Annotated in this window: 19 protein-coding genes, 3 tRNA genes and 2 pseudogenes; 21 read left to right on the forward strand and 3 right to left on the reverse strand. The window is 53.6% G+C overall.

The features are described from left to right. Both C8R21_RS13930 and C8R21_RS13935 read left to right on the forward strand, forming a co-directional pair. A pseudogene (locus C8R21_RS13930) lies at nt 1–78 on the forward strand (IS5/IS1182 family transposase); the annotation flags it as partial. A 53-nt stretch (nt 79–131) separates the two neighbouring features. After that, nucleotides 132–1,631, forward strand: a complete 1,500-nt coding sequence (locus tag C8R21_RS13935) for an FAD-dependent oxidoreductase (RefSeq protein ID WP_258192424.1) — start codon at nt 132–134, stop codon at nt 1,629–1,631. A 313-nt stretch (nt 1,632–1,944) separates the two neighbouring features. On the opposite strand, the gene C8R21_RS13940 is transcribed toward C8R21_RS13935, so the two are convergent. Continuing rightward, nucleotides 1,945–2,019: transfer RNA gene (locus C8R21_RS13940), tRNA-Val, on the reverse strand. A 201-nt stretch (nt 2,020–2,220) separates the two neighbouring features. Between C8R21_RS13940 and gltX the strand changes: the two genes are divergently transcribed. The 4 genes from gltX (at nt 2,221) to C8R21_RS13965 (ending at nt 4,805) form a co-directional block, all read left to right on the forward strand. Continuing rightward, complete coding sequence (gene gltX / locus C8R21_RS13945; protein WP_107763265.1) at nt 2,221–3,618, forward strand: glutamate--tRNA ligase; 1,398 nt, start codon at nt 2,221–2,223, stop codon at nt 3,616–3,618. 185 nt (nt 3,619–3,803) lie between these two features. After that, a tRNA-Ala gene (locus C8R21_RS13950) sits at nt 3,804–3,879 on the forward strand. A 59-nt stretch (nt 3,880–3,938) separates the two neighbouring features. Continuing rightward, nucleotides 3,939–4,014 (forward strand) — tRNA-Glu (locus tag C8R21_RS13955). 377 nt (nt 4,015–4,391) lie between these two features. Beyond that, entirely contained in the window at nt 4,392–4,805 is a 414-nt protein-coding gene (locus tag C8R21_RS13965) for a nitrosocyanin (protein WP_258192425.1), read from the forward strand. A 207-nt stretch (nt 4,806–5,012) separates the two neighbouring features. Here the strand turns inward: C8R21_RS13965 and C8R21_RS13970 are convergent, their stop codons facing one another. Continuing rightward, nucleotides 5,013–5,447 (reverse strand): hypothetical protein, encoded by a 435-nt coding sequence (locus tag C8R21_RS13970; protein WP_107763252.1) that lies wholly within the window; start codon nt 5,445–5,447, stop codon nt 5,013–5,015. A gap of 248 nt (nt 5,448–5,695) precedes the next feature. Between C8R21_RS13970 and C8R21_RS13975 the strand changes: the two genes are divergently transcribed. From C8R21_RS13975 to C8R21_RS13985, 3 genes are all read left to right on the forward strand, one after another. Then, entirely contained in the window at nt 5,696–6,376 is a 681-nt protein-coding gene (locus C8R21_RS13975; RefSeq protein WP_107763253.1) for an HNH endonuclease, read from the forward strand. A gap of 45 nt (nt 6,377–6,421) precedes the next feature. After that, nucleotides 6,422–8,200, forward strand: a complete 1,779-nt coding sequence (locus C8R21_RS13980) for an ABC1 kinase family protein (RefSeq protein ID WP_107763254.1) — start codon at nt 6,422–6,424, stop codon at nt 8,198–8,200. Nucleotides 8,201–8,277: 77 nt separating this feature from the next. Then, nucleotides 8,278–8,925, forward strand: coding sequence for a hypothetical protein (locus C8R21_RS13985; RefSeq protein WP_258192426.1), 648 nt, complete (start codon nt 8,278–8,280; stop codon nt 8,923–8,925). A 215-nt stretch (nt 8,926–9,140) separates the two neighbouring features. On the opposite strand, the gene C8R21_RS13990 is transcribed toward C8R21_RS13985, so the two are convergent. After that, nucleotides 9,141–9,902 (reverse strand): hypothetical protein, encoded by a 762-nt coding sequence (locus C8R21_RS13990; protein ID WP_107763255.1) that lies wholly within the window; start codon nt 9,900–9,902, stop codon nt 9,141–9,143. Between the two features lie 264 nt (nt 9,903–10,166). Here C8R21_RS13990 and C8R21_RS13995 point away from each other — a divergent pair, with 264 nt between their 5' ends. The 12 genes and pseudogenes from C8R21_RS13995 to C8R21_RS16540 form a co-directional block, all read left to right on the forward strand. Beyond that, nucleotides 10,167–10,502: a hypothetical protein gene (locus tag C8R21_RS13995; RefSeq protein ID WP_146162505.1), complete on the forward strand. Its 336-nt coding sequence runs from the start codon at nt 10,167–10,169 to the stop codon at nt 10,500–10,502. 48 nt (nt 10,503–10,550) lie between these two features. Further along, the gene (gene astB, locus C8R21_RS14000) at nt 10,551–11,894 is read left to right on the forward strand and encodes an N-succinylarginine dihydrolase (RefSeq protein ID WP_107763257.1); all 1,344 of its coding nucleotides are present in this window, start codon (nt 10,551–10,553) and stop codon (nt 11,892–11,894) included. A 96-nt stretch (nt 11,895–11,990) separates the two neighbouring features. Further along, nucleotides 11,991–12,368: a VOC family protein gene (locus C8R21_RS14005; RefSeq protein WP_107763258.1), complete on the forward strand. Its 378-nt coding sequence runs from the start codon at nt 11,991–11,993 to the stop codon at nt 12,366–12,368. A gap of 162 nt (nt 12,369–12,530) precedes the next feature. After that, nucleotides 12,531–13,064 carry an NlpC/P60 family protein gene (locus tag C8R21_RS14010; RefSeq protein WP_107763259.1) on the forward strand — a complete coding sequence of 178 codons (534 nt, stop codon included), beginning with the start codon at nt 12,531–12,533 and terminating at the stop codon, nt 13,062–13,064. A 489-nt stretch (nt 13,065–13,553) separates the two neighbouring features. Beyond that, a complete protein-coding gene (locus C8R21_RS14015; protein WP_107763260.1) occupies nt 13,554–16,616 on the forward strand; it encodes a monovalent cation/H+ antiporter subunit A in 3,063 nt (1,020 codons plus the stop codon). After that, nucleotides 16,616–16,957 carry a Na+/H+ antiporter subunit C gene (locus C8R21_RS14020; protein WP_074974498.1) on the forward strand — a complete coding sequence of 114 codons (342 nt, stop codon included), beginning with the start codon at nt 16,616–16,618 and terminating at the stop codon, nt 16,955–16,957. Before C8R21_RS14015 ends, C8R21_RS14020 begins: the two co-directional genes overlap by 1 nt. Beyond that, nucleotides 16,954–18,618, forward strand: a complete 1,665-nt coding sequence (locus tag C8R21_RS14025; RefSeq protein ID WP_107763261.1) for a monovalent cation/H+ antiporter subunit D — start codon at nt 16,954–16,956, stop codon at nt 18,616–18,618. Before C8R21_RS14020 ends, C8R21_RS14025 begins: the two co-directional genes overlap by 4 nt. Further along, entirely contained in the window at nt 18,615–19,103 is a 489-nt protein-coding gene (locus tag C8R21_RS14030) for a Na+/H+ antiporter subunit E (protein WP_107763262.1), read from the forward strand. Before C8R21_RS14025 ends, C8R21_RS14030 begins: the two co-directional genes overlap by 4 nt. Next, complete coding sequence (locus C8R21_RS14035) at nt 19,100–19,381, forward strand: K+/H+ antiporter subunit F (protein ID WP_107763263.1); 282 nt, start codon at nt 19,100–19,102, stop codon at nt 19,379–19,381. Before C8R21_RS14030 ends, C8R21_RS14035 begins: the two co-directional genes overlap by 4 nt. Continuing rightward, a complete protein-coding gene (gene mnhG / locus C8R21_RS14040; RefSeq protein WP_074974502.1) occupies nt 19,378–19,728 on the forward strand; it encodes a monovalent cation/H(+) antiporter subunit G in 351 nt (116 codons plus the stop codon). The genes C8R21_RS14035 and mnhG overlap by 4 nt, the downstream gene beginning before the upstream one ends. Nucleotides 19,729–19,808: 80 nt before the next feature. After that, the gene (locus C8R21_RS14045; RefSeq protein WP_107763264.1) at nt 19,809–22,181 is read left to right on the forward strand and encodes a Tex family protein; all 2,373 of its coding nucleotides are present in this window, start codon (nt 19,809–19,811) and stop codon (nt 22,179–22,181) included. A 129-nt stretch (nt 22,182–22,310) separates the two neighbouring features. Further along, nucleotides 22,311–23,060 (forward strand): annotated as a pseudogene (locus C8R21_RS16540) (RNA-directed DNA polymerase); the annotation flags it as partial. Nucleotides 23,061–23,677 lie beyond the last annotated feature (617 nt).

The following is a 23,677-nucleotide window of genomic DNA, read 5'->3' on the forward strand; positions in this document are numbered from 1 at the left end:
TCACGATTCGACAAGCTGAAGAGAAATTACGAGAGTGTAGTAGCCATGGCTTGCATGATCCTCTGGTTACCAATGTGAAACGTCAACAGACCCTAATAAAAATGGAGAATAAGATGAAGAGCTCCGGAGTCATGACTTCAATTTGGATGGCAACGGCTGAGATATCGCCCCGGCCGGCCCTTTCCGAAGATATAACAGCGGAGGTCTGCGTAGTAGGCGCCGGTATTGCGGGTCTCACGACCGCTTATCTGCTTGCGGACGAAGGTCGATCTGTCATCGTCCTGGACGATGGATCAATAGCAAGTGGGGAAACATCGCGAACCACGGCGCATCTAGTTAACGCGCTCGACGATCGCTATTTCGAGATCGAAAGGATGCATGGAGAGAAAGGCGCCCGGCTCGCTGCTGAAAGTCATACTGCAGCAATAGATCGCATTGAGGCAATTATCGCCAAGGAGAAAATCGCCTGTGATTTTGAAAGACTTGACGGATACTTGTTTGTGCCTCCGGGAGACTCGACGGATGTGCTCGATAAAGAGCTGGAAGCAGCGCATAAGGCTGGATTGAAGAACGTGGAGCGTATCGAGCGTGCTCCACTAGAGGGATTTGATACCGGACCTTGCCTACGGTTTCCCCGGCAGGCGCAGTTTCATCCGCTGAAGTATTTGGATGCCCTCGCGCGGGTAATTGAAACAAAAGGCGGGCGCATCTTTAACAAGACTCGCGCGGAAGAATTCAAGGACGGCTCCCCAGCTCAAGTCAAAACGGACAGGAGTCTGGTGGTGTCCGCCAAAGCGATCGTAGTGGCGACGAATACGCCGGTTAACGATTGGGTCACCATTCACACTAAACAGGCAGCCTATCGCACTTACGTCATTGGCCTTCGGGTTTCGAAAGGATTGGTGACAAAAGCGCTCTACTGGGATACGCCCGATCCATACCATTACGTCCGGCTGCAGGAATTATCAGGGTATGAGGTGCTGATTGTCGGCGGGGAGGATCATAAGACGGGCCAGGCCGACGATGCTGACGAGCGATTTGGTAGGCTGGAGGCCTGGACGCGGGAACGGTTCCCGGCGGCAGGAGCGGTGGAATTTCACTGGTCAGGGCAGATCATTGAGCCCATCGACAGCCTTGCTTTTATAGGGCGAAACCCCGGGGACAAAAACATCTATGTGGCTACGGGCGATTCCGGAAACGGAATGACGCACGGCACAATCGCTGGCATTCTTCTTGCCGATCTCATCCTGGGACGGGAAAACGAATGGGAAACCCTCTATGATCCGTCACGCATTTCCCTGCGGGCAACTCCGGAATTCGTCAGGGAGAACCTTAACGTCTTGGCTCAGTACTCCGATTATGCAACTGCTGGAAACATCGGTGAGGCCCGCGAAATTGCAGCGGGTACCGGAGCCCTGGTTGGGCGAGGACTCAAGAAGCTGGCTGTCTACCGGGACAGCCAAGGGTCCTTGCACAAATGCTCCGCCGTATGTCCTCATCTGGGTTGCATTGTGGCATGGAATGACGCGGAAAAAACATGGGATTGTCCCTGTCACGGATCTCGCTTCGACCCCTACGGCAAAGTTCTCAACGGTCCGGCAAACGTAGACCTCCAGCCCGACGGCGGTTAATCTTGGCAAAATGTTGTTGTACCAGCCGAACCTTTCTCATTATGGATAACGTCCTTCATCATTCATTATTTGAACAAACGGGGAGACATCATTCGAAATTTCCCGGCCCTGGCTTGGCGTTTAGTTCGAATCGCAGTGTCTGTAAGAGGCATTGGGGTATCCTTTTGCATTCCGGCAGGAATACCCCCAACTCACCCCCTTTCTGGCTAAGTTTGCAGTGAATATCCATGGAGTTCTTTGGACAAATTAAAAGCAAAGATCGTTGTATTGATTGGATATATTGGATGTGCTTGGATTTTGCTGAACTATCTTTTGGTGGGCGGTACTGGGATCGAACCAGTGGCTTCCACCGTGTGAAGGTGGCACTCTACCGCTGAGTTAACCGCCCATTGCTTGACGTTATCCTGAACTGATAACGGTTGAGGGAGGCGCAATTAGAGCATAAATCGAGGATTTCGGTCAACGCGCACAAACGTATGAGGTTACGGGATATATATACAAATGTTAAGTCACTGCTGACTTAGCATTCACGTAAAATAGCGGATTCTCATAATTACATAAGTTGGGCTTTGCAACCGACCTTCACTTCATGATCCGCACCCGTTTCGCTCCCAGTCCCACAGGTTATCTTCATATTGGCGGCGCTCGCACGGCGCTGTTTTCCTGGGCCTACGCCCGCAAGCATGGCGGTAAATTCGTCCTTCGGATCGAGGATACCGACCTGGAACGTTCTACCGCCCAGTCCACCCAGGCAATTCTGGATGGGATGGCATGGCTGGGGTTGGATTACGACGAGGGGCCGTTTTACCAGATGCAGCGCCTGGCGCGCTACCATGAAGTGGCGGAGGAGTTGTTGCGTGCCGGCCATGCCTATTACTGCTATTGCAGCAGGGAAGAGTTGGATGCAATGCGGGAGCAACAGCGCGCAGCGGGCTTGAAGCCCCGCTATGATGGCCGCTGGCGCGATTCCAGAGAAACGCCTCCTGCCGGTGTGAAGCCCGTCGTGCGGCTGAAGAATCCGCTGGATGGGGAGGTAACATTCAAGGACTTGATAAAGGGTGAAATCACCGTTGCCAATAGCGAGCTGGATGACCTCGTGCTGCTGCGCGGGGATGGAGTGCCGACTTATAACTTTGGCGTGGTGATAGACGATCTTGATATGAACATCACGCATGTGATTCGGGGTGACGATCACGTGAACAATACGCCGCGCCAGATCAATATACTGAAAGCGTTGGGTGCGCCTCTGCCGCAATACGCGCATGTTCCGATGATTCTCGGCGCGGATGGTGAACGTTTGTCGAAGCGGCATGGTGCGGTTTCGGTGATGCAGTACCGGGAGGACGGTTATCTGCCGGAGGCATTGGTGAATTATCTGGCGCGGCTGGGCTGGTCGCATGGCGATGAGGAAATATTCAGCCGGGAGCAGTTGGTGGAGTGGTTCGATTTATCCAATATCAATCGCTCACCGGGGAAGTTCAATCCGGAGAAGTTGCAATGGCTCAACCAGCAGTACCTGAAAACGGCGGATAATGAGCGGCTGGCGGAATTGGTAAAGCCTTTTCTTGCTGCGGATGGCTGTGACGTTAATGGCGGAGGTGTTCCTGATTTGCGCAAGGTCGTGAATCTGCTCAAGGAACGCGTCAATACAGTTGCGGAACTGGCGGATGCAGCAGTTTACTTCTTTCGCCCGCTGGAGCCTGGGGAGGAACTGAGAGCGCAGTACTTCACCGCCGAGGCTAAAGTTCCGATTCTCGATTTGCGGACAAAACTTGCAACGGTCGAATGGGAAAGCCATGTGATCAACGATGCAATCAAGGCCAGCGCTACGGCACACGGCGTGAAGATGCCGAAGGTGGCAATGCCGCTGCGCGTCATGGTTACAGGAGAGGCGCAGACCCCGGCGATCAATGTGGTGCTGGAATTGCTGGGCAGGGAGGAAACGCTGCGGAGGATGGACAAGCAACTTGAGTACTTCCCCAACTGATATATGACGCGGTTTCAGCTTAGCCAGGACTAAACGCCGGGAATATTCGATGATCTCATCCTGCCCCGTCCCCTCCGACAAGGCCTAGGGCGAATGGGTGCCTGTCAGGGGATGATGAGGATGATATACTTCATCTGTACATTGACGGGAAAAATCGCGGTCAGTATAATTCGCCTTCTTTTGCCGGGGGTATAGCTCAGCTGGGAGAGCGCTTGCATGGCATGCAAGAGGTCAGCGGTTCGATCCCGCTTACCTCCACCAGTTTATGGCAATATCACAAACTGACGGCAAACGGCTTTTAAGCATTTCAAAGTCCTCTGGTCCCCATCGTCTAGAGGCCTAGGACATCACCCTTTCACGGTGAGTACGGGGGTTCGAATCCCCCTGGGGACGCCACTAATTTCCAAGGTGAAATCCCGGACTGTGTGATAAATACAACAGTCCGGGATTTGCCAGTTGAATCCGAATCAGACTTGTTTCGCTCTTTCTGATATGCGGGCTTCTTTCCTGAAGTCGTGGCAAGAAATCCGGAAACCGGAAAATAATAAATCCAAGTTGCTGATTGATAGGGCATTCTATTTCCTTTTCATGGTAATGAGGTGCCAAGGGAGATTTCGGATAATCATGATTGCGTTGAAACGAGGGTGAAAATTTTTTCCTCAAGCCAGTAGTTGATGAGAAAGTGGCTCTTGACATTCGGCGTCATCCCATACAAAGTATTGGTTCCAGAAATGCCATTTAATTAAAACCAACTAAACTCTGAAAGGAAACTAATGATGAAAATAAACAAGGCAATGTTTGCAGGTCTGGCTTTTGGCATGCTGTTGACCGGAGCGGTGCATGCAGCAGAACAAAAATTTACGGTCGTTATCAATGCCTATGACACGACGATTCCTGAGCTCAACGTTGAAGGGGTTACGGTCAAGAACATCCGGGCTTTCAATGTTCTCTACGAGCCTGAGGCACTGGTTGTCAAGAAAAACACGACAGTGAAGATTACGATCGAGAACAAGTCTCCCATCAGCGAAGGATTTTCCATCGACGCATTTAAAGTCTCGGAAGTAATCAAGGCGGGCGAAACCAAGACCATCAGCTTCAAAGCGGATAAGGCCGGTGCCTTCACCATCTGGTGCCAGCTTCACCCCAAGAACATCCACCTGCCCGGTTCTCTGAATGTCGTCGATTAATTCGATTGATCTGATGCCCTGATGAGCAGCATTGGCGGCGAAAGATAGTTAGTTGCAGTTAAATTAAAAACCCGCCATTTGGCGGGTTTTTAATTTATGCCTTTAGCACAAAGTGAAGTGTTTTTAACGGTGGGGGCAAGTCCGGAAGACACATAGGGAAACGAAAAGCCGAAGTGCTTGCAGCGCACACGTTTCCCATGCCCCCATTTACTTGGCTACACACATTCCCTTGCAGTCCAGCCCATCCTTGGTGGGGTCACATTTATCCGATGGATCATCGATGCAAATCATGCCCCCCGCGCATTTGATTCTGCTGGGACCACCGCAAGGTTGCTTGACTTTTGTTTCTTCGCCCTTACCTGCTACGCACTTGCCCGGGCAGTCCAGACCATCTTTGGTGGGATCGCACTTGTCTGACGGATCATCTACGCACGACATACCCCTGGGGCATTTAATTACGCTAGGCCCGCCGCAAGGCAGTTCTTTTTTATCCATATGGTGGGATTTCGAATCGGATTTATGGCCGTCAGACATCCCATCCTGTGCCTGAACAGTTCCTCCCGTACTCATGGCCAAGCCCAGAGTCAACGCAAGCAATGTTGTGAATCTGGCAGCCACGCTAAAAACAGAATAATTTTTCATGTTAACTCCCTTTGAAATGAAGAAAAAAAGCAAATGACCGAGAACTCCCTCTTGCTGATACTATTTATTGTTTATTAGTGATGATCGGGTTTCTTATAAAAGAAATGAAGCACAAAAATCACGACAATTTTAGGAGCGGAAAACTGTCGCGTTCTGTGCGGTGACGCACCTATTGCAGAGGTCGAATTTGCACAGGTGTGAGTGCCGCGTCATAATCCTGACTATGGCTCGTTAACTGGCAGAAAAGCATGGATGACGTTTCCTGGAGCGATGAAGAACTGAGGGCTTCCGTTGAAGCTTACGTTGAGATGCAGCGCAATGAGCGCACGGGACAGCTCATTGTAAAGAAGCAGTATTACAGAAAGCTGGTGGAAATGTTCGGCCGCAGCGAACAGGCTTTTGAATCCCGCATGCAGAACATTTCCTATGTCCTTTCGCTGATGGGACGCGGATGGATGACCGGGCTGAAGCCGGCAAAAGATATCGAGTCTCTGGTTGCTGCGCGGATCGAACAATTACTGGAGCAGACCAGCGGACAAAAGGGGGCTCCAGTAGCCGCCTTTGAAATTGCAGTGCGCGAAGCAACAGAACAGAAAGATCTTCCCAAGCCCAGCGGTAATGCCCATCCTAAACGCAGGCGCATATCTGTGGCGCAATTGCAGCGTGATCCCGGCGTGAAGGCATGGGTGTTGCAGCAGGCGGCAGGAACATGCGAATCATGCGAAAAACCCGCTCCATTCCAGGGGCCGGATGGATTACCTTATCTCGAATTGCATTACGTTCAAGGCCTGGCTGATGGTGGAGCCGATGCTGTTTCCAATGCAGTGGCGCTATGCCCCAACTGTCATCGTGAGATACATCACGGCGCCAATGCTCACGCGGTGGAAGCGTGGCTGTATGACACCGTCCAGAGGCTGGAGCGGGATTAAATAAAGATAAGGTCCGGTCGAAATCATGAATTGGGGGAATAGCTGATGCTCTGGCAGGCCATGACCGCCGCGCGCGATCTCGGACGCCTGCACGAGATTGCCTCAATCCTAATCCGGCACGGTTTCGGGGATGTGGTGCGCCGGCTCGGGTTTGCCCATGCACTGGAGCGTGCTGGACGCGCGTTACACTGGAGCGAGGGCACCGAACTGGCGCAGCTTGAGCCTCAAGCGAGTGTGCGGCGCGCAATGGAGGAGATGGGCCCCACCTTCGTCAAGCTCGGCCAGATTCTGGCAACACGTGTCGATCTTTTCGATCCGGAGTGGATCGCTGAATTCAGCAAGCTGCAGGACAGTACACCCGCTTCCCCTTATTCCGCAGTCCATCAGCAGCTCACTGAAGATCTGGGCGCTCCGCCGGAGGAAATATTTGCCGCCTTCGAGCCGGAGCCGTTTGCCGCCGGGTCTATTGCTCAGGTGCATCTTGCACGGTTGGAAGATGGCACCGAAGTTGTGGTCAAGGTCCGGCGCCCAGGCATTCGAGTGGGGGTTGAAGCTGATTTGCGCTGGCTCTCAAGGCTTGCCGAACTCATCGAAACCAGCAATTCGGAACTGCGCCACTTCCACTGGCAGGAAGTGGTTGCGCAATTTACCCAGTCGCTCCGGCGTGAGCTCGATTTTGGCGCCGAGTGCCGCCATGCGGAACGTGTTGCTTCGAACTTCGCCGGCTACTCCGACGAGGCCTCACCCGTTTTGCCCCTGGCACATCCTCCTGTCGGCGAGGATGAATCTTCTTCATTACTTCCCCTCATTGTCATTCCCAAGGTTTATTGGCAATGGACGGGTGAACGCGTATGTGTGCAGGAGTATATTCGAGGCATTCCTGGTCGCGATGTTGCGGCGGTCGATCGAACTGGCCTCGACCGCAAGATCCTCGCACGGCGTGGAGTAGGGGCAGTGATAAAAATGATCCTGGTGGATGGGTTGTTCCACGCGGACCCGCATCCCGGCAACCTGTTTTATCTTCCGGGCAACCGAATTGCCTTCATCGATTTTGGCATGATCGGCCTGCTGGGGGAAGCACGGCGCGGAGAACTGATCCATCTTTTACTCGGGTTGGTTCAGTATGATTCCGCCGCGGTGGCCGATGTGTTGCTCGACTGGACCGGGGAGGGTGATGTCAACGAAGAAGCGCTTAAGACTGAAATCCAGCTGTTTGTCGATCAATATCTGGGTGTCCCTCTAAAGCAGCTCAAGCTTGGCTCCATGCTTGCAGACCTTGTTGCCATCCTGCGCGGACATCGGCTGCATCTGCCGCCTGATCTTGCGCTCTTTTTCAAGGCATTCATTACGCTTGAGGGCACGGGAAGAGAACTCGATCCGGAGCTGGATATTGCAGGCGAGGCACTCCCCCTGTTGCGGGATGCAATGGCAATCCGTTACGCGCCGGCCGCAATGGCAAAGCGCGGATGGCGCACAGCCATCGAGCTGGCAGGTCTGCTAAGCAATCTGCCTCGCGATCTCTCGCGATTGTTACGTTCTGCCCGTCGGGGCAAAGTGGATATTCATATCGAGGTGGCGCATCTCAAGCACGTGGGTGATCAACTGGACGGCGCGGTCAATCGTCTGGTCGTGGGTATCGTGGTTGCCGCTGTCATCGTGGGTTCCTCGGTCGTGATGGCAGTCTCCACTGGGCCCACTCTATGGGGCCTCCCTTTTTTCAGTCTGCTGGGTTTTGCCTGTGCAACGATTGGCGCAATATGGCTGCTTTCGGCGATTTCCCGCGCCAATAAGGCCGATCGCGAGAGGAAGCCACGAGGCGACTGATTGTGAACACAGGATTGTACTTCTTCCTTTGAGTGATTTTATTGCTTCCTTCCAGTTGCAGAAACCAGAATAGAACAATGAGAACAATCAATTTCTTACAAACCCTCATTTTGGCAACCACCATCGTACTGGCGGCCGGTTGCTCGACAACACAGCGCAACACTCAGTCATCAAGAACAGCTGTTGAACAGCTCCTCCTGAGTGAAGCAGTAAAAAGAACCTTTCCCAATGATTCAGGTGAATTTCTGTCCATTCCCCGCGGAGCGAGCGTGGCGATCAATACGGTAGGGATGACGGGCGATCAGGCTTTTCTGCAGCAGGTTTTAGCCGGATGGCTGGGACAGCAAGGCTATCTGGTACAGAAGGACGGCAAGGATGCCACCCACCGGGTCGACGTGGTCGTGGAGGCCCTGGGAACAGAATTGTCCGGGACATTCATGGGAATGCCCCCGGTCCAGAGCCAGTTCATTCCATTTTCGCTGCCGGAATTGGCACTCTATAAATCCCAGTATCAGACCGGATATGCGAAATTTAACCTGAATGTCTTTGGCTTGCCAGCCGGGAATTTTCTTGGATCAACCTCTTTCGTGGCGGATGCCTACTACAATGACTACACAGTTCTCTTCGTGTTGTCGCATACCTTCACAGATCTTCCATCCGTTCCGGAGCTGGGTTCCTTCAACCGCAAACCCGTCGGTCCCCGGGTGGAGAACAAGTCAGAGTAAACAGGAGCATTGCGAAAAAGGAAAATATTCACGAATACCATGATCCGTTTGATCTGGCCAGAAAAATACTATGAATCTCGTTATTCCGGGCTTGACCCGGAATCCAGTCAATCAATGGCGTGCTTTGAACGTTACTGGATACCGGCTTCTGCCGGTATGACGTTCGTACTGTTTGCTTACCGGGTCAATAGGTCAGAATTCTTCAAGAAGTCGGCTCATTTCATTTGCTTTCCAAGCGTTGGAACCCGCAGTTCCTGTACGCGCAGTTCTTGTACAATATCGTGCAGCGCATTCCGGAAGTCGGCATCAAGCAGGTGGCGGATTTTCAACGCCACGATAAGCTCATGCCCGTTTCGCGTCCGGCTCCAATTTTCCATCTGGAGGCTTTTTTCGATGGCTTCCGCCCGTCTGGCATCGGAAAGATAGAAAAAATCGCAGCAGCACCTCCGTTCTGAGCCTGGGGCGGGAGGCGTCCGGCAGGAAGCGCAGGCGTTGAACAGCGCCGGTGGAGGTGTCAGGAGATATTCGAAGCCAAGCTGTTCGGTATTAGCAGCAGAATGTTCATTGGCCGGCTTTACTCCGGTGATCAACGCCGCAAAGCTTTTTGTGGTGGTGTCGTCCCCGCTTTTATCCGGAACCTGACCGAGTGTCGCAGCGCAAACTCTGATTTGCAAAAGGAGGATCTGCAACCCGTAGCCTCTCCATTCCTTCTTTACGTAGCACATCCCCAGTTCTTTTTCGGCCGAACCCGGCAGGTCGAACACACCAGCGCCTGCCATGAAACTACCCACGGCATTCTCTATGACAAAAAACAGACCGTTCTCGACCGCGGTCTTGAATTCATCATAAGGGCGCCACAGAAGGTTTGCAGATTCTTCCAGTGGCAGTTCTGCGACAGCTTGCCGATATTCCGCCAATATGTGCTCAACATCCCCAAGGCCTGCTGCCCGGATGGTTGCATGAGTAGTGCCTGACATCTCGCTCTCCTGTCGCGTTTGTCGAATTCCCGATGACAAAAAGGAAAAAAGGAGGAGTTACGGTAGACACCAACACACCGAAACACTCCTCCTGGAATAGCGGCTGTTAGATGGGATCTATTCCACAGAATTCAACCCCGCTGACCAAATCCGTGGACATCAGCCGATTTTTGAACAAGCTATTGCATAACTTGAGATAATGGTTTGACACAAAACAGAAAAGAATATATAAATAATTGCATGGTGCACGGTTGAGTGCTTTGGATGTTTGGCAATGGGGTACGGAAAGTAATGGTAACGGTAGAGCAGTATCGGCAGCTTTGCGCGGAATGGAGGGGGGATGCGGCCGAATTTTCCTGGCTGGTCCAGCATGGCGATATTGCGGGAGTCTCGCAACGTGCCATTGCAGCCGAGTTCGAATTTGCTCCGTCCACGGTTTCACGATGGGCAGCGGGTGAGGCACTTCCTCACAGGCGTGTCCAGAAGCTGGTAGTGGGCGCACTGGAAAAAAAGGCGCGGCGGCTCGAACAGGCTTGCGCAAGCGCGTTTCTTCCAGTTAAAAAAGAAGTAGACGCCGCGCAATCCCGACCGCGGGCATAAGACTCTTCAATCGACATAAGTACGTCCTGACACTCCATTTGCAAAGCGATGAACGCTTACGAAGTCAATTTTGACGGATTGGTAGGCCTTACGCACAATTATGGCGGACTGGCGGTAGGAAACATCGCCTCTGCGGAGAGTGCCCTGACAAGTTCCAATCCCCGCGAAGCCGCATTGCAGGGGCTGGAAAAAATGAAACGGCTTTCTGATCTCGGCATCAGGCAGGGCGTTCTGCCGCCACAAGACCGTCCAGCTGTCTCAGTGCTCCGAAAGCTGGGATTTGTCGGGGGGGACGCAGCCGTCATCCGGTGCGTGGCAACGGTTGCCCCTGGGCTTCTGCGCGCGTGCTCGTCGGCATCCAGCATGTGGGTGGCCAACGCCGCCACTGTTTCGCCAAGCGCCGATACCGAGGATGGCAAGGTACACCTTACGGCTGCCAATCTGCCCTCGCAACTTCATCGAAGCATCGAGGCGTCTGTTACCAGTGCCGTTTTGAAGCGGGTGTTCAGCGATGAGCGCTATTTCATGCACCACGATCCCTTGCCATCCAACCTTTATTTTGGCGATGAGGGCGCCGCCAACCATATGCGCTTCTGCCCGAATCACGGTGAAGCCGGAGTGGAGGTTTTTGTCTTTGGCCGCTCTGCCAGCCGCGATATTCCCAAGCCTCTGCGATTTCCTGCACGCCAGTCGCTGGAGGCCAGCGAAGCGATTGCGAGGTTGCATCGAATCAAGCGTGGAAAGGAACTGTTTGTGCAGCAAAATCCTGCGGCCGTTGATGCAGGCGCGTTTCATAACGACGTGCTGGCGGTGACAAACTGCAATGTCCTGTTTTATCACCATGCGGCATACCCGGAGTGGGAGGAGACCGAAGCTAAAATTACAAAGGCATGCGGCTGGCCAGTTCACTTCATCAGGGCTGGGGAAGAAGATATTACGCTTGCGGAGGCGGTCAGGACTTATCTCTTTAACAGCCAACTCCTTACTCTTCGTGGTAACGAAATGATGATCCTCGCGCCTGCGGAATGTCAGGAATCTGACTCCGCCAGAACCTTTCTCGAACGAATTGTGCAGGATGGGGCTAATCCCATTGCGCATGTCGAGTACGTAAATTTGCGCCAAAGCATGAAAAACGGGGGAGGGCCTGCCTGCCTGCGACTTCGTGTCGTGCTAACCGAACCGGAACTCGATGCTGTGCAAAAAAACAGCCGTGTGGTTCTTGACGAGTGTCTCTACAATGAACTCAAGGCATGGATCGAAAAGCATTACCGCGAGCGCCTTTCACCAACTGATCTGGATGATCCGGCTCTCCTGCGGGAAAGCCGCGCTGCCCTGGATGAACTGACGACTATACTGGGACTTGGCTCGCTGTACGATTTCCAGAGGCCTTAAACCTTGTCAGCATTTTTAGCAGCAATCGGCATTGGAATCCAGAAGCGCTGCCGAATCTGAACAAACAACCTCTGTCAACCATTCCCGGAGGAATTCATGGCAATTACGCTCAATCACACCATTGTACCGACGCGCGACAAGGAGGAATCCGCGCAGTTCTATTCGAGAATATTCGGTTTCAGATATGTCGGCCCTTTTTCCCGCTTCATCGTGGTAAAAGTGAACGATACACTTTCTCTGGATTTCGATAGCCGGGAAAAATTTGATTCGAACCATTATGCATTCAAGGTAACGGAGCGGGAGTTCGACGAAATCTTCGCCAGGTTGAAAGCAGAGAATATCAAGTATGGCAGTGGCCCCTTCGATCCGGAAAACATGAGCATCAATCACAACGATGGTGGGCGCGGTGTCTATTTCCGGGACCCGGCAGGCCACCTGCTGGAAATGTTGACGGTTGATTACAAGATTTCTTGAAGCATAAGTTGTCCGGATATATTCCGCCTTGCCGATATCTTTTGATGACAGAAGAAGCAGTCAATCTCTATATTGATGAGCTTGCCAACGATGGCTTAGAATTCTATGCCAACCTTGCGGAATATCGCATGGGAAAACAATAACCTGAAATTGGGGGGTGCTATGAAAAAAAGCATCTGGTTGATGGTTGTTCCTCTGACCATCGGATTGGTCGGATGCAGCAGCGTACCGGAAAAGGGTACAAAAGTTACTCATGCACCCGGAGTTACTCATGTACCCGGAGTTACTCATGCGCCCGGGGCCATGGTAAACCTGGAAAATACCTCGCTGGTGAAGAAAGTGCTATATGAGCAGTACAATCAGTGGAAACATACCCGATATCGAATGGGTGGCATGAGCAGGAGTGGCGTCGACTGCTCCGGTTTTATTCAGGTGACATTCAAGACAAAGCTGGGTGTGGTATTGCCGCGCTCGACCGAGTTCCAGGCGCAACTGGGAGAGAGTGTCAGTAAAAGCGAACTGAGGGCGGGAGATCTTGTTTTTTTCAAGACCCGCTGGAGTGGCCGGCATGTAGGTGTCTATATCGAGGATGGCAGATTTCTCCATGCTTCGAGCACCTACGGCGTGACTATTTCAAAATTGAACGAGAGCTACTGGAAATCTGCCTACTGGAAAGCGAAGCGGCTGGATATGTAAAGAACTCTTCCTGTTGTTTCCGCTGTTATATTACGGTTTCATTATTGTCCCTGGAAAATCCACGTCCTCGAGACAGAGGCAGGTGGAAGCATCGGCCTTATTTTTAATATTGATCCAGCCCAAACCAATAATGACGTGCTTTGAACGTTACTGGATACCGGCTTCCGCCGGCGTGATGTCTGTACTGTTTGCTCGCCGAATTAATAACAAATCGTCAAAAGATTCTATCCGATGGTATTATTCAAGCAGGCAGTCTGATACGTGCCTGAGTTCTATCCGCACTTGAGCATTTTCTTAACAGTTCTCCCCCTGGGCATGAGGGTACTGCCTATGCCCGATCCATCCGCATCTCATCTTGAGAACTCCCGGACAAGTCCTTACAGGGTGTTTGCCCAGAGGTTCCTGGCGGGTCGCGCTCTTATATCCTTCTTCGGAAAGTGCCGATCGGCACGGGTGGGGCTTGTTCGCAGTAAATCATATCGATAGTTCATGTCGTTGATCTGGATAGTTATCCTGCCCTTCATCGGTAGCCTCTGTGCCGCATTTCTGCCATCCCACGCGCGCAACGTCGCCGCCTGGCTTGCGGGTACCGTTGCGGTAGCGTGCGTCATTCTCACTGTTCAGTTGTATTCACAGGTTATCGAAGGGGAGGTGATACGGGAAGCGGTGCACTGGATTCCCCAATTGGGTCTCGACTTCACGTTTCGCCTGGATGGCTTTGCCTGGCTGTTCGCAATGCTGGTTACAGTGATGGGAGCCCTGGTTGTACTGTATGCGCGCTATTACATGGCAGCGCAAGACCCGGTTCCCCGTTTTTTCTCGTTCTTTCTCGCTTTCATGGGCGCGATGCTGGGGGTCGTGCTGTCCGGCAACCTGATTCAACTGGTGATGTTCTGGGAATTGACCAGTCTGACGTCTTTCATGTTGATAGCATACTGGTATCACCGGCCGGATGCCCGCCATGGCGCGCGCATGGCATTGACCGTGACGGCGGCCGGTGGTCTTTGCCTGCTTGCCGGAGTCCTGATGCTCGGATGGGTAGCGGGGAGCTACGATCTGGATCGTGTGCTTGCCTCTGGCGATCTGATCCGCGCACACTCCTGGTATGTGCCCATGCTGATCCTGATCGGGCTGGGAGCATTGACTAAAAGCGCACAATTTCCATTTCATTTCTGGTTGCCGCATGCCATGGCGGCGCCTACACCCGTATCTGTCTATCTCCATTCGGCAACGATGGTCAAAGCCGGGGTTTTCCTGCTTGTCCGGCTCTGGCCTGTGCTTGCGGGTACCGACGAATGGTTCTGGATGATCGGCACGGCAGGTCTCCTGTCGCTCGTGCTGGGTGCATACGCGGCGGTATTTCAGCGGGATATGAAGGGTGTGCTGGCCTATTCCACCATCAGCCATCTGGGTCTGATTACGCTGCTGCTTGGGTTGAATAGTCCTCTCGCGTTGATAGCCGCAATTTTTCATATCATGAACCACGCTACATTCAAGGCATCGCTTTTCATGGCGGCAGGCATGGTCGACCATGAAACCGGCACGCGCGATTTATCGCGCTTGAGCGGTTTGCGGCGTGCCATGCCCATCACCGCTACGCTGGCCGCGGTGGGTGCTGCGTCGATGGCAGGCGTGCCGTTGTTCAACGGTTTTCTTTCGAAAGAGATGTTTTTTGCGGAGACTGTGTTTGTCATCGGGCACCCGATCACACGTATCGGCCTGCCGGCAATGGCTGTGGTGTGGGGAATACTCAGCGTTGCCTATTCGCTGCGTTTTATTCTGCAAGTGTTTTTCGGGCCTCCGGCGGAAGACCTGCCGAAAAAGCCCCATGAGCCGCCACGCTGGATGCTGTTTCCCAGCGCGCTGCTTGTCACGGCCTGCCTTGTAGTTGGAATGTTCCCCGCCAGGACCGTGGGGTCGTATCTGAACATGGCTTCGCGGTCCGTACTCGGAGAAAACACACCGTTCCATAGCCTCGCGGTGTGGCATGGCTTCAATCTCCCTCTCATGATGAGTCTGGCCGCGATGGTAGGCGGAATCCTCCTGTATCGGGCGCTGGGAGAATATCAGCAGGGCACGACAGTAGTACCGCTGATCGAGCGTTTCGACGGCAAGCGTATTTTCGAATTCATGCTCGAAAAGCTTGACAGGCTGGCAATGCGCCTTTTGCGATGGTTTTCCACCGAGCATCTGCAGGTCCAGATGCTGCTGCTTATCATCGCCGTGTTTGCCAGCGCGCTGATACCGCTCTCCAGCGGTGGCTTGCCCGAGGGCGATAAAACGCCGCTTCCGGTTGAACCGGCTTTTGCGGTGTTGTGGCTGATCGGTGCGGTCTGTGCAATCGCGGCTGCTGCACAGGCAAAATATCACCGGCTTGCTGCATTGACCCTGTCAGGCGTGGCGGGGCTCGCAACCTGCATGACCTTCGTCTGGTTTTCCGCGCCTGACCTGGCGCTGACGCAGCTTATCGTAGAGGTCGTCACACTTGTCCTGCTTCTGCTGGGTCTGCGCTGGCTGCCGCCGCGCGATAAATCGCTGGACCATGAAACAATGCCGCTTCCGGTGCGTATGCGCGCCGAGGCTCGCCGGTCGCGGGATCTGGTGATCGCGATTTGTGCGGGTATCGGTATCACCGGATTGAGCTATGCAATTCTGACCCGGTCTGCCGGGGAAGGCATCTCGCCTTTTTTTATCGAGAATTCACTGCCTCTGGCAGGTGGATCGAACGTCATCAATGTGATCCTGGTTGATTTCCGGGGTTTCGATACGATGGGTGAGATTACTGTGCTGGGCATCGTGGCATTGACTGTGTTCGCGCTGTTGCGGAGGTTCCGCCCGCCTGCTGAGGCCATGACGGTGCCCGTAAAACAGCAGGAGCAGGGTGCACAGAGCGGAGCATTGCCGTCAGATCCGCATGCGTTGTTGCCCGCTGGGCCAATGATGGTGCCGGCGGTGTTCGTACAGTTGCTGCTGCCGGTTTCGGGCATGGTGGCGATTTATTTTTTATTGCGCGGGCACAACGAACCGGGCGGTGGCTTCGTGGCGGGGCTGATCGTTACGACAGCGGTCATTCTGCAATACCTCGTGGGAGGCACTGCCTGGGCGGAATCCCGTACCCGTATTTTCCCCCAATACTGGCTTGCAGCGGGGTTGTTGTGTGCTGCCGGCGCAGGTATGTCAGCGTGGCTGGCGGCGCGTCCATTTCTTTCTGCATTGGCGTGGCATGGCACTTTGCCAATAATCGGCGAGATGCACCTTTCAACGGTGTTGCTGTTCGATCTGGGTGTCTTTTTTCTGGTGATTGGCGCAGCGGTGTTGATCCTGGTGGCGCTTGCCCACCAGTCACGGCGCGCGCACCGCAAGCAGGAGGTTGCAGAAGTTGAGACGCCGGTGGAGGTGCCGGATTCGCCGGCAGGGCAAGGCGCTAGCGGTCATGCATCCGCCTCGCTATTTGCCCCCGTCGTTCCAATGGCTCCAACTGACTATCCACCTGTGGAAGCCGAAAGGCAAAAGCTTCCCCATGTTTTGCCCCCGAAGGAAAGGGAGGATTGATGGAGGCAATCTATGCGCTTGCTATTGGTGTTCTGACGGCTTCGGGTGTCTGGCTGGTGCTGCGCCCCCGCACCTTCCAGGTCATCATGGGACTTTCTCTGCTGTCGTACGCGGTCAATCTGTTCATCTTCGGAATGGGGCGACTGATGATAGGAGGCGCGCCAATCATCGAAACCATGGCACAGGCAGATCCTTCCTTGTATGACGACCCCGTGCCACAGGCGCTTGTGCTCACCGCAATCGTCATTGGTTTTGCCATGACTGCGCTCTTTCTGGTTGTGTTGCTGGCTTCACGTGGTTTGACGGGCAATGATCACGTCGATGGGGATCCGGAAGCATGAATGGCTGGGTGAATCATCTTCCGATATTTCCGATAGTGATCCCATTGGTTGCGGGAGCAGTCATGCTGCTGTTCGCCGAAGCCCGGCGTGCTCCGCGTACCATTATCGCTCTTGTTGCCACCCTGGTGAATTTACTCGTGGCACTCGCGCTCGCCTATATTGCAAGCGATGCTGTTCCGAGCATCTGGCCGGATGGAATCGCGGTATATCTGCTCGGTGGGTGGCAGGCACCCTTCGGCATCGTGCTGGTGCTGGATCGATTGTCTGCTCTGATGCTGGTGCTCAATGCGGTGCTGGCATTGACTTCCCTGATCTACGCGCTGGCGCGCTGGCGCAAGGCTGGTCCTCATTTCCAGTCGTTGTTCCAGTTCCTGATCATGGGGGTAAACGGCGCTTTTCTGACCGGCGATCTCTTCAACCTGTTTGTGTTTGTAGAGGTGCTGCTGGCAGCGTCATACGGTCTCCTGCTGCACGGTCTGGGCGAACCTCGGGTCAAGGCCGGCCTGCATTACATCGCGATCAATCTTGCAGGTTCGTCTGTCTTTCTGATTGGTGTTTCGCTCATCTATGGAGTAACCGGAACGCTCAATATGGCGGACGTGGCTGCGCGCGCCTCACTGCTCACCGAGGACGAGCGCATACTTTTCGAAACCGGTATCGCCATTCTCGGCAGCGCATTTCTGCTCAAGGCGGGGGCATGGCCTCTGAACTTCTGGCTGCCATCTGCTTATGGTACGGCTGCGCCGCCAGTGGCAGCGGTTTTTTCGATTATGACCAAGGTGGGGATTTACGCGCTGCTGCGGCTGGGATCGCTGCTGTCCGGCGCTTCGGGGGCGAGTGTCCCGGCACCATTCAATGACGGCTGGCTGTTTGGCATTGGCATCGTTACACTCGTGCTAGGGACAGCGGGCATACTCACCGCCAGCCAGCCACAGCGGCTGGTTGCCTATTGTGTCATCGCTTCCGCCGGTACATTGCTTGCGGCGCTCGGGTTTGGTGGTACGGCAATGAAAGGGGCGGCCCTGTATTACTTGACAAGTTCAGTGTTGGCGACGGGCGCTTTCTTCATGCTTTGTGAGATGATCGACCGCACCCGGCAAACCGGCGAGGACATGCCGCTGGAGATGATGGAGCCTGTCGGGCAGGAGCCGGTTGATGCCGATTTTACAGATGAAGTGGTAGGTATTGTCATTCCCGCGGCGATGGCATTTCTGGGCATGGGCTTTCTCGCATGCGCGTTGCTCGTGGCGGGATTGCCGCCACTATCGGGTTTTATCGCCAAATTCCTGATCCTCTCCGCCACGCTGACCGATACTGCGCCGGGGCCAGTGCCGGTTACGGTATGGGTACTGTGGGCGGGAATGCTGGGTTCGAGTCTGATTGCAATCATTGCTCTTTGCCGGATGGGGATACTTTTGTTCTGGACTTCCGAGGAGATCATGATCCCAAGGTTGCGCCTCGGGGAAGCGGCTCCAGTCGCGGTGCTGCTGCTGCTCAGCGTTGCACTCACGGTAGAGACGGGGCCCGCGATGGATTACCTGAGCCTTGCGGGTAATTCGCTATCTTCACCCCAGATTTATATCGATGCGGTATTGTCGGGCAGTCGGCCACCCGGGCCTTCGCCGGTGCCTTCAATCCCAATGGAGGGAATCAGGCAGTGAAACGCTGGCCGTCGCTGACATTATTTACTGTCATTCTGTTCGCCTTGTGGCTTCTGCTGAATGATTCCCTGGCGCCGGGCCAGCTTTTGCTGGGTCTGATCCTCACAGTGATTATTGCTGCCTCGACTGCGGCAATACGCCCGCTGCGCGCACACCCGCACCATCTGCTCACTGCTGTCGGACTACTTTTTGTGGTGCTGATCGATATTATCCGCTCCAACATTGCCGTGGCCGGGATCATTCTCGGTCCGGCGAAGAGACGTTTCAGTTCAGGTTTCATGAAAATTCCGCTGGACCTGCGTGACCCGTATGGCCTTGCCGCGCTCGCCTGTATAATCACGGCCACGCCCGGTACCATCTGGGCCGGCCTTTCGCCTGATGGAGGCACGCTCACGATTCACGTCCTGGATCTGCAGGATGAGGGGGCCTGGGTTCGCACCATCAAGCAGCGTTACGAGCGGCGACTGATGGAGATATTCGAATGAATGGAATGCTGCCGTGGGCGATATCCTTTGCCCTGATTGCTGTCGCACTTGCCATGATCTTTGCGGCGATCCGTCTTCTGCGCGGACCTGCCGCGGAAGACCGCGTACTGGCGTTGGATACCCTGTATGTAAATGGCATGATCCTGGTGCTCACGCTGGGAATTCAGTTCGGATCCCGGTTTTATTTCGACATCGCTCTGTTGATTGCGCTATTCGGGTTTGTCGGTTCAGCCGCAATGGCTAAATTCCTTTTGCGTGGCGAGGTGATCGAGCCATGACAATGGATGAGATTCCCTTCTGGGCTGATCTGCTCGGCTCGCTGCTGCTGATCTCAGGCGGTCTGCTGACGCTGATCGGATCCCTCGGCTTGCTTCGGCTGCCCAATCTGTTTGCGCGCATGCATGGCGTTACATTGGGAAATACACTCGGCCTTGGGTGTGTGCTGCTAGCGTCAATACTGATTGCTTCGATACACGCTGAGCGGTTCGTGTTTCAGGAAGTGTTGATCACACTGTTCATGATATCGACCTCACCCGTCACCACGATCCTGCTCATGCGCTCCGGGATATACCGCAAGCGCGCGGATACCGAAAAAGAACCGGTGTCTGGCCAGGATACGAACTAAGCGTAATCCGCTCTCTCATCTGTCCATCTGTTTTACCACTTCCCCTTTTTCCATTGCAACTGAATAGGTGTCCGTCAATCATGCTGCCATCCATTGAACAACGTCTTTCCCTTGAACTCGGCGCGAAGCCTGTACAGGTTAACGCTGCCATTGCCTTGCTGGATGAAGGTGCCACCGTGCCCTTTATCGCACGTTACCGCAAGGAGGTGACTGGAGGGCTGGACGATACACAGTTGCGCCTGCTGGAAGAACGGCTGCGTTATCTGCGCGAACTGGAAGACAGGCGTGCCGCGATCATCGCATCGATAGAAGAGCAGGGGAAAATGACGCCCGCGCTGCTTGCTTCCATTCTGCAGGCCGAGGACAAGACACGCCTGGAAGATCTGTATCTCCCTTTCAAGAAAAAGCGGCGCACCAAGGCGCAGATCGCGCTGGAAGCGGGGCTGGAGCCACTGGCAGATGCGCTGCTTGCTGACCCGATGCTGCAACCCGAGGAAGAGGCTATCAAGTACTTGAAGCCAGCCTTCACCACCGAGCAGGGAGATAATCCCGGGGTGCCGGATGTGAAAGCTGCGCTCGAGGGAGCACGCCAGATACTGATGGAACGTTTCGCGGAAGATGCCGAGTTGCTTCAGTGGCTGCGCGAGTATCTGCTGGACCATGGGGTGGTGGAGTCGAAAGTCGCGAGCGACAAGAATGGTGGTAAGGGTAAGGAAGAGGAGGGCGCAAAATATTCCGATTATTTCGACTATTCCGAACCGCTCAGCACTATTCCTTCACACCGGGCGCTGGCCCTCTTTCGGGGGCGGCGTGAAGAAATTTTACGCGTTGTCCTGCGCCTGGATTCCGAGACGGAGAAACCGAAATGGGATGCGCCGCACAACCCGTGCGAGGCGCGCATTGCTGTCCGGTTCGGCATTGTGAACAAAGAGCGGCCGGCCGATGCGTGGCTGATGGATACGGTGCGCTGGACCTGGCGCGTAAAGAGTTTTCCGCATCTGGAAATCGATCTTATGGGCACGTTGCGCACGCGTGCCGAGACTGAAGCGATCCACGTCTTTGCCCGCAACCTGAAAGCCCTGCTCATGGCCGCTCCCGCCGGGCCTCGTGTGACGATAGGTCTCGACCCCGGCCTCCGTACCGGTGTAAAGGTCGCAGTAGTGGATGTGACTGGCAGAGTCATGGAAACGGCCACCATTTATCCACATCAGCCAAGGAATGATTGGGACGGGTCGCTTCATGTTCTAGGCGCGCTTGCGGAAAAATACCGGGTGTCGCTGATAGCGATAGGCAACGGCACCGCTTCGCGCGAGACCGACAAGCTGGCAAAAGACCTGATCAAGCGTCGCTCCGACCTCAAGCTCACCTCTATCGTGGTTTCGGAAGCGGGGGCTTCGGTTTACTCCGCCTCAGATCTGGCATCCAGAGAGTTCCCCGATATGGATGTGTCGCTGAGAGGCGCCGTTTCCATTGCGCGCCGTCTGCAGGACCCGCTGGCGGAACTGGTCAAAGTCGATCCGAAATCGATTGGCGTAGGTCAATACCAGCATGATGTCGGGCAAACCCAGCTTGCACGCTCGCTCGATGCCGTAGTCGAAGACTGTGTGAACGCGGTAGGCGTGGATGTCAATACGGCCTCTGCGCCGCTGCTCGAACGCGTTTCGGGGCTTAACGCGGCTGTCGCACAAAGCATTGTTGTCTATCGTGAGGCAAACGGAACGTTCACCTCACGCGAAGCTTTACACCAGGTGCCGCGCCTGGGTGAAAAAACCTTCGAGCAGGCGGCAGGTTTCCTGCGCGTGATGAATGGCGAGAACCCGCTCGACGCCTCGGCAGTACATCCCGAATCGTATCCTATAGTGCAAAGAATACTTTCCGACTTGAAGCAGGAAATCAGGTCCGTCATCGGCAATAACAAATTATTGAAATCGCTCAATCCAGCAAGGTATGCGGATGAGCGATTCGGCGTGCCGACCGTAACCGACATCGTGAAGGAGCTGGAAAAGCCAGGCCGTGATCCCCGACCGGAATTCATCACTGCCGCATTCAAGGAAGGCGTGCACCGGATTTCCGATCTGCAGCCAGGAATGCTGCTGGAAGGCGTGGTAACTAACGTGGCCGCCTTCGGCGCATTCATCGATATCGGAGTGCATCAGGATGGACTGGTGCACATCTCCGCGCTCGCTGACAAATTCGTCAAAGACCCGCACACGGTGGTCAAGGTGGGGCAGGTGGTCAAGGTCAAGGTGCTGGAAGTGGATGAAAAGCGCAAGCGCATTGCCCTTACGATGAGACTGACAGATGCGCCAGCACAACAAACGCAGGAGGCGCGGGGGACCAGCAAGCGTGAGCAGCCAAGGGATAGGAAGGATCGCTCAGCCAGACCCCAGCAGAAACAGGAAGTCAAGCCGGATACCGCAATGGCGGCGGCGTTTGCGAAACTTAGGGGTTGAGCCAGAATTCGCAGTTTTGCTGGTCTTATTTCAATATGAAGTGAGCTTCAATTGGTTAGAAGTTCGACTCTACCTGTAGGAATAAACGAGAAAAAATCTCTCAAACACTACCTGTATTGAAATAATAATATGTCCCAACCACTGAAAACCCTAATTAGTCCGGACGCCTTAGATTTCGCAATAAACCATATTTCTGACTATTACGACACAGATTTTTTTCCTCGTGCTGAGGAGTTTGTTGCGATTAGGTTTTCTTGGGATGAGGTCAAAAATTACATTCTCGAATCAGATCTGGATCGTATTCTTTCCGCGCCACCTCTTGTTGAGCCATGGCCGAAACCCAGAAGCGGTTTCAGAATCGTACACCGGCCGGAGCCATTAGACTCTATTGTCTATGCAGCACTTGCAAAGACAATAGCTTCGCATGTGGAGGGAGCTCGAGCAAGTCCAGAAGTAGCATGCTCATACCGTATTTCTGAAGGTGATAGGAGTTTTTTTACTGAAGGCTCAGGATTCCATGTATATCGTGAGCGATGTGAAAATCTTTCAAAAGTTTTTCCATTTGTACTGTCAGCAGATATTTCAGATTTTTATAACAAAATTTATCTCCATAGATTACAAAACGCAATTCAATCGGCAATTGATAATCCGAATGGAATTTCAAAACGAATTGAATACTTTCTTACTACACTCAATACCAAAGCATCTCAGGGAATCCCTGTTGGCCCGGCAGCCAGCATTATCATGGCTGAGGCAACGCTAATCGATGCAGATCAGTTTATTTTCGGCCGTGGTTTTGAGCATGTTCGATATGTAGATGATTTTCGGATTTTTGGGAACTCTCATCAACAGCTAAGAGGGTTGTTACAGGATTTCTGCATTTATCTTCACGAGAATCAAAGACTTTCTCTTTCTTCCGAAAAAACCTATATAAGCAAGTCAGAAGACTTTATTAGGCAAGAACTCAATAACCAGTACCAGTTGGAAAAACTGGAGATTCTTGGAGAGATTGAAGTTGTTAACCCTTATACAATGGAGGTAAATATTGGGTTAGCCCCTATCGATAATGCTGGGGAAATCCTTTCCGATGCGCTAGCACGTATTACAAAATTTGATACTCTAGATCTCGGGGTTATTCGAGCAATCATACGTCGAGCAAAGGCACATGGGATTAAAGATATTGTGCCTAATCTTTTAAACAATATAGAGTTTTTTGCACCTGCAGTTAATGATATCGCCTTATATCTGGACTCAATCTCAGATAAAGATTTTATTTCTGCTTATGCATCTCAGCTTGCTGAACTGTGTGATCATCCAGCAGCTAATATGCGTGCGGTTCGATTAGGGTTTTCCCCCGGTTTCACGGACACATCTAAAAAGGCTGATAATGAGTCAGGAGGTGTGTCATGGCAAGGCGAAGGAAATACGCAGCGGAGTTCAAGCAGGAAGCGGTACAGTTGGTTCGATCTTCAAATGTTCCGGCAAGCCAGGTTGCG

Source organism: Nitrosospira multiformis, from assembly GCF_003050865.1.
In the GTDB taxonomy this organism is placed as follows: Bacteria; Pseudomonadota; Gammaproteobacteria; order Burkholderiales; family Nitrosomonadaceae; genus Nitrosospira; species Nitrosospira multiformis_E.

Coding starts and splice junctions, on each gene's coding strand:
- C8R21_RS13935 (WP_258192424.1), top strand. CDS start 132: ATGACTTCAATTTGGATGGCAACGGCTGAGATATCGCCCCGGCCGGCC.
- gltX (WP_107763265.1), top strand. CDS start 2,221: ATGATCCGCACCCGTTTCGCTCCCAGTCCCACAGGTTATCTTCATATT.
- C8R21_RS13965 (WP_258192425.1), top strand. CDS start 4,392: ATGATGAAAATAAACAAGGCAATGTTTGCAGGTCTGGCTTTTGGCATG.
- C8R21_RS13970 (WP_107763252.1), bottom strand. CDS start 5,447: ATGAAAAATTATTCTGTTTTTAGCGTGGCTGCCAGATTCACAACATTG.
- C8R21_RS13975 (WP_107763253.1), top strand. CDS start 5,696: ATGGATGACGTTTCCTGGAGCGATGAAGAACTGAGGGCTTCCGTTGAA.
- C8R21_RS13980 (WP_107763254.1), top strand. CDS start 6,422: ATGCTCTGGCAGGCCATGACCGCCGCGCGCGATCTCGGACGCCTGCAC.
- C8R21_RS13985 (WP_258192426.1), top strand. CDS start 8,278: ATGAGAACAATCAATTTCTTACAAACCCTCATTTTGGCAACCACCATC.
- C8R21_RS13990 (WP_107763255.1), bottom strand. CDS start 9,902: ATGTCAGGCACTACTCATGCAACCATCCGGGCAGCAGGCCTTGGGGAT.
- C8R21_RS13995 (WP_146162505.1), top strand. CDS start 10,167: ATGTTTGGCAATGGGGTACGGAAAGTAATGGTAACGGTAGAGCAGTAT.
- astB (WP_107763257.1), top strand. CDS start 10,551: ATGAACGCTTACGAAGTCAATTTTGACGGATTGGTAGGCCTTACGCAC.
- C8R21_RS14005 (WP_107763258.1), top strand. CDS start 11,991: ATGGCAATTACGCTCAATCACACCATTGTACCGACGCGCGACAAGGAG.
- C8R21_RS14010 (WP_107763259.1), top strand. CDS start 12,531: ATGAAAAAAAGCATCTGGTTGATGGTTGTTCCTCTGACCATCGGATTG.
- C8R21_RS14015 (WP_107763260.1), top strand. CDS start 13,554: ATGTCGTTGATCTGGATAGTTATCCTGCCCTTCATCGGTAGCCTCTGT.
- C8R21_RS14020 (WP_074974498.1), top strand. CDS start 16,616: ATGGAGGCAATCTATGCGCTTGCTATTGGTGTTCTGACGGCTTCGGGT.
- C8R21_RS14025 (WP_107763261.1), top strand. CDS start 16,954: ATGAATGGCTGGGTGAATCATCTTCCGATATTTCCGATAGTGATCCCA.
- C8R21_RS14035 (WP_107763263.1), top strand. CDS start 19,100: ATGAATGGAATGCTGCCGTGGGCGATATCCTTTGCCCTGATTGCTGTC.
- mnhG (WP_074974502.1), top strand. CDS start 19,378: ATGACAATGGATGAGATTCCCTTCTGGGCTGATCTGCTCGGCTCGCTG.
- C8R21_RS14045 (WP_107763264.1), top strand. CDS start 19,809: ATGCTGCCATCCATTGAACAACGTCTTTCCCTTGAACTCGGCGCGAAG.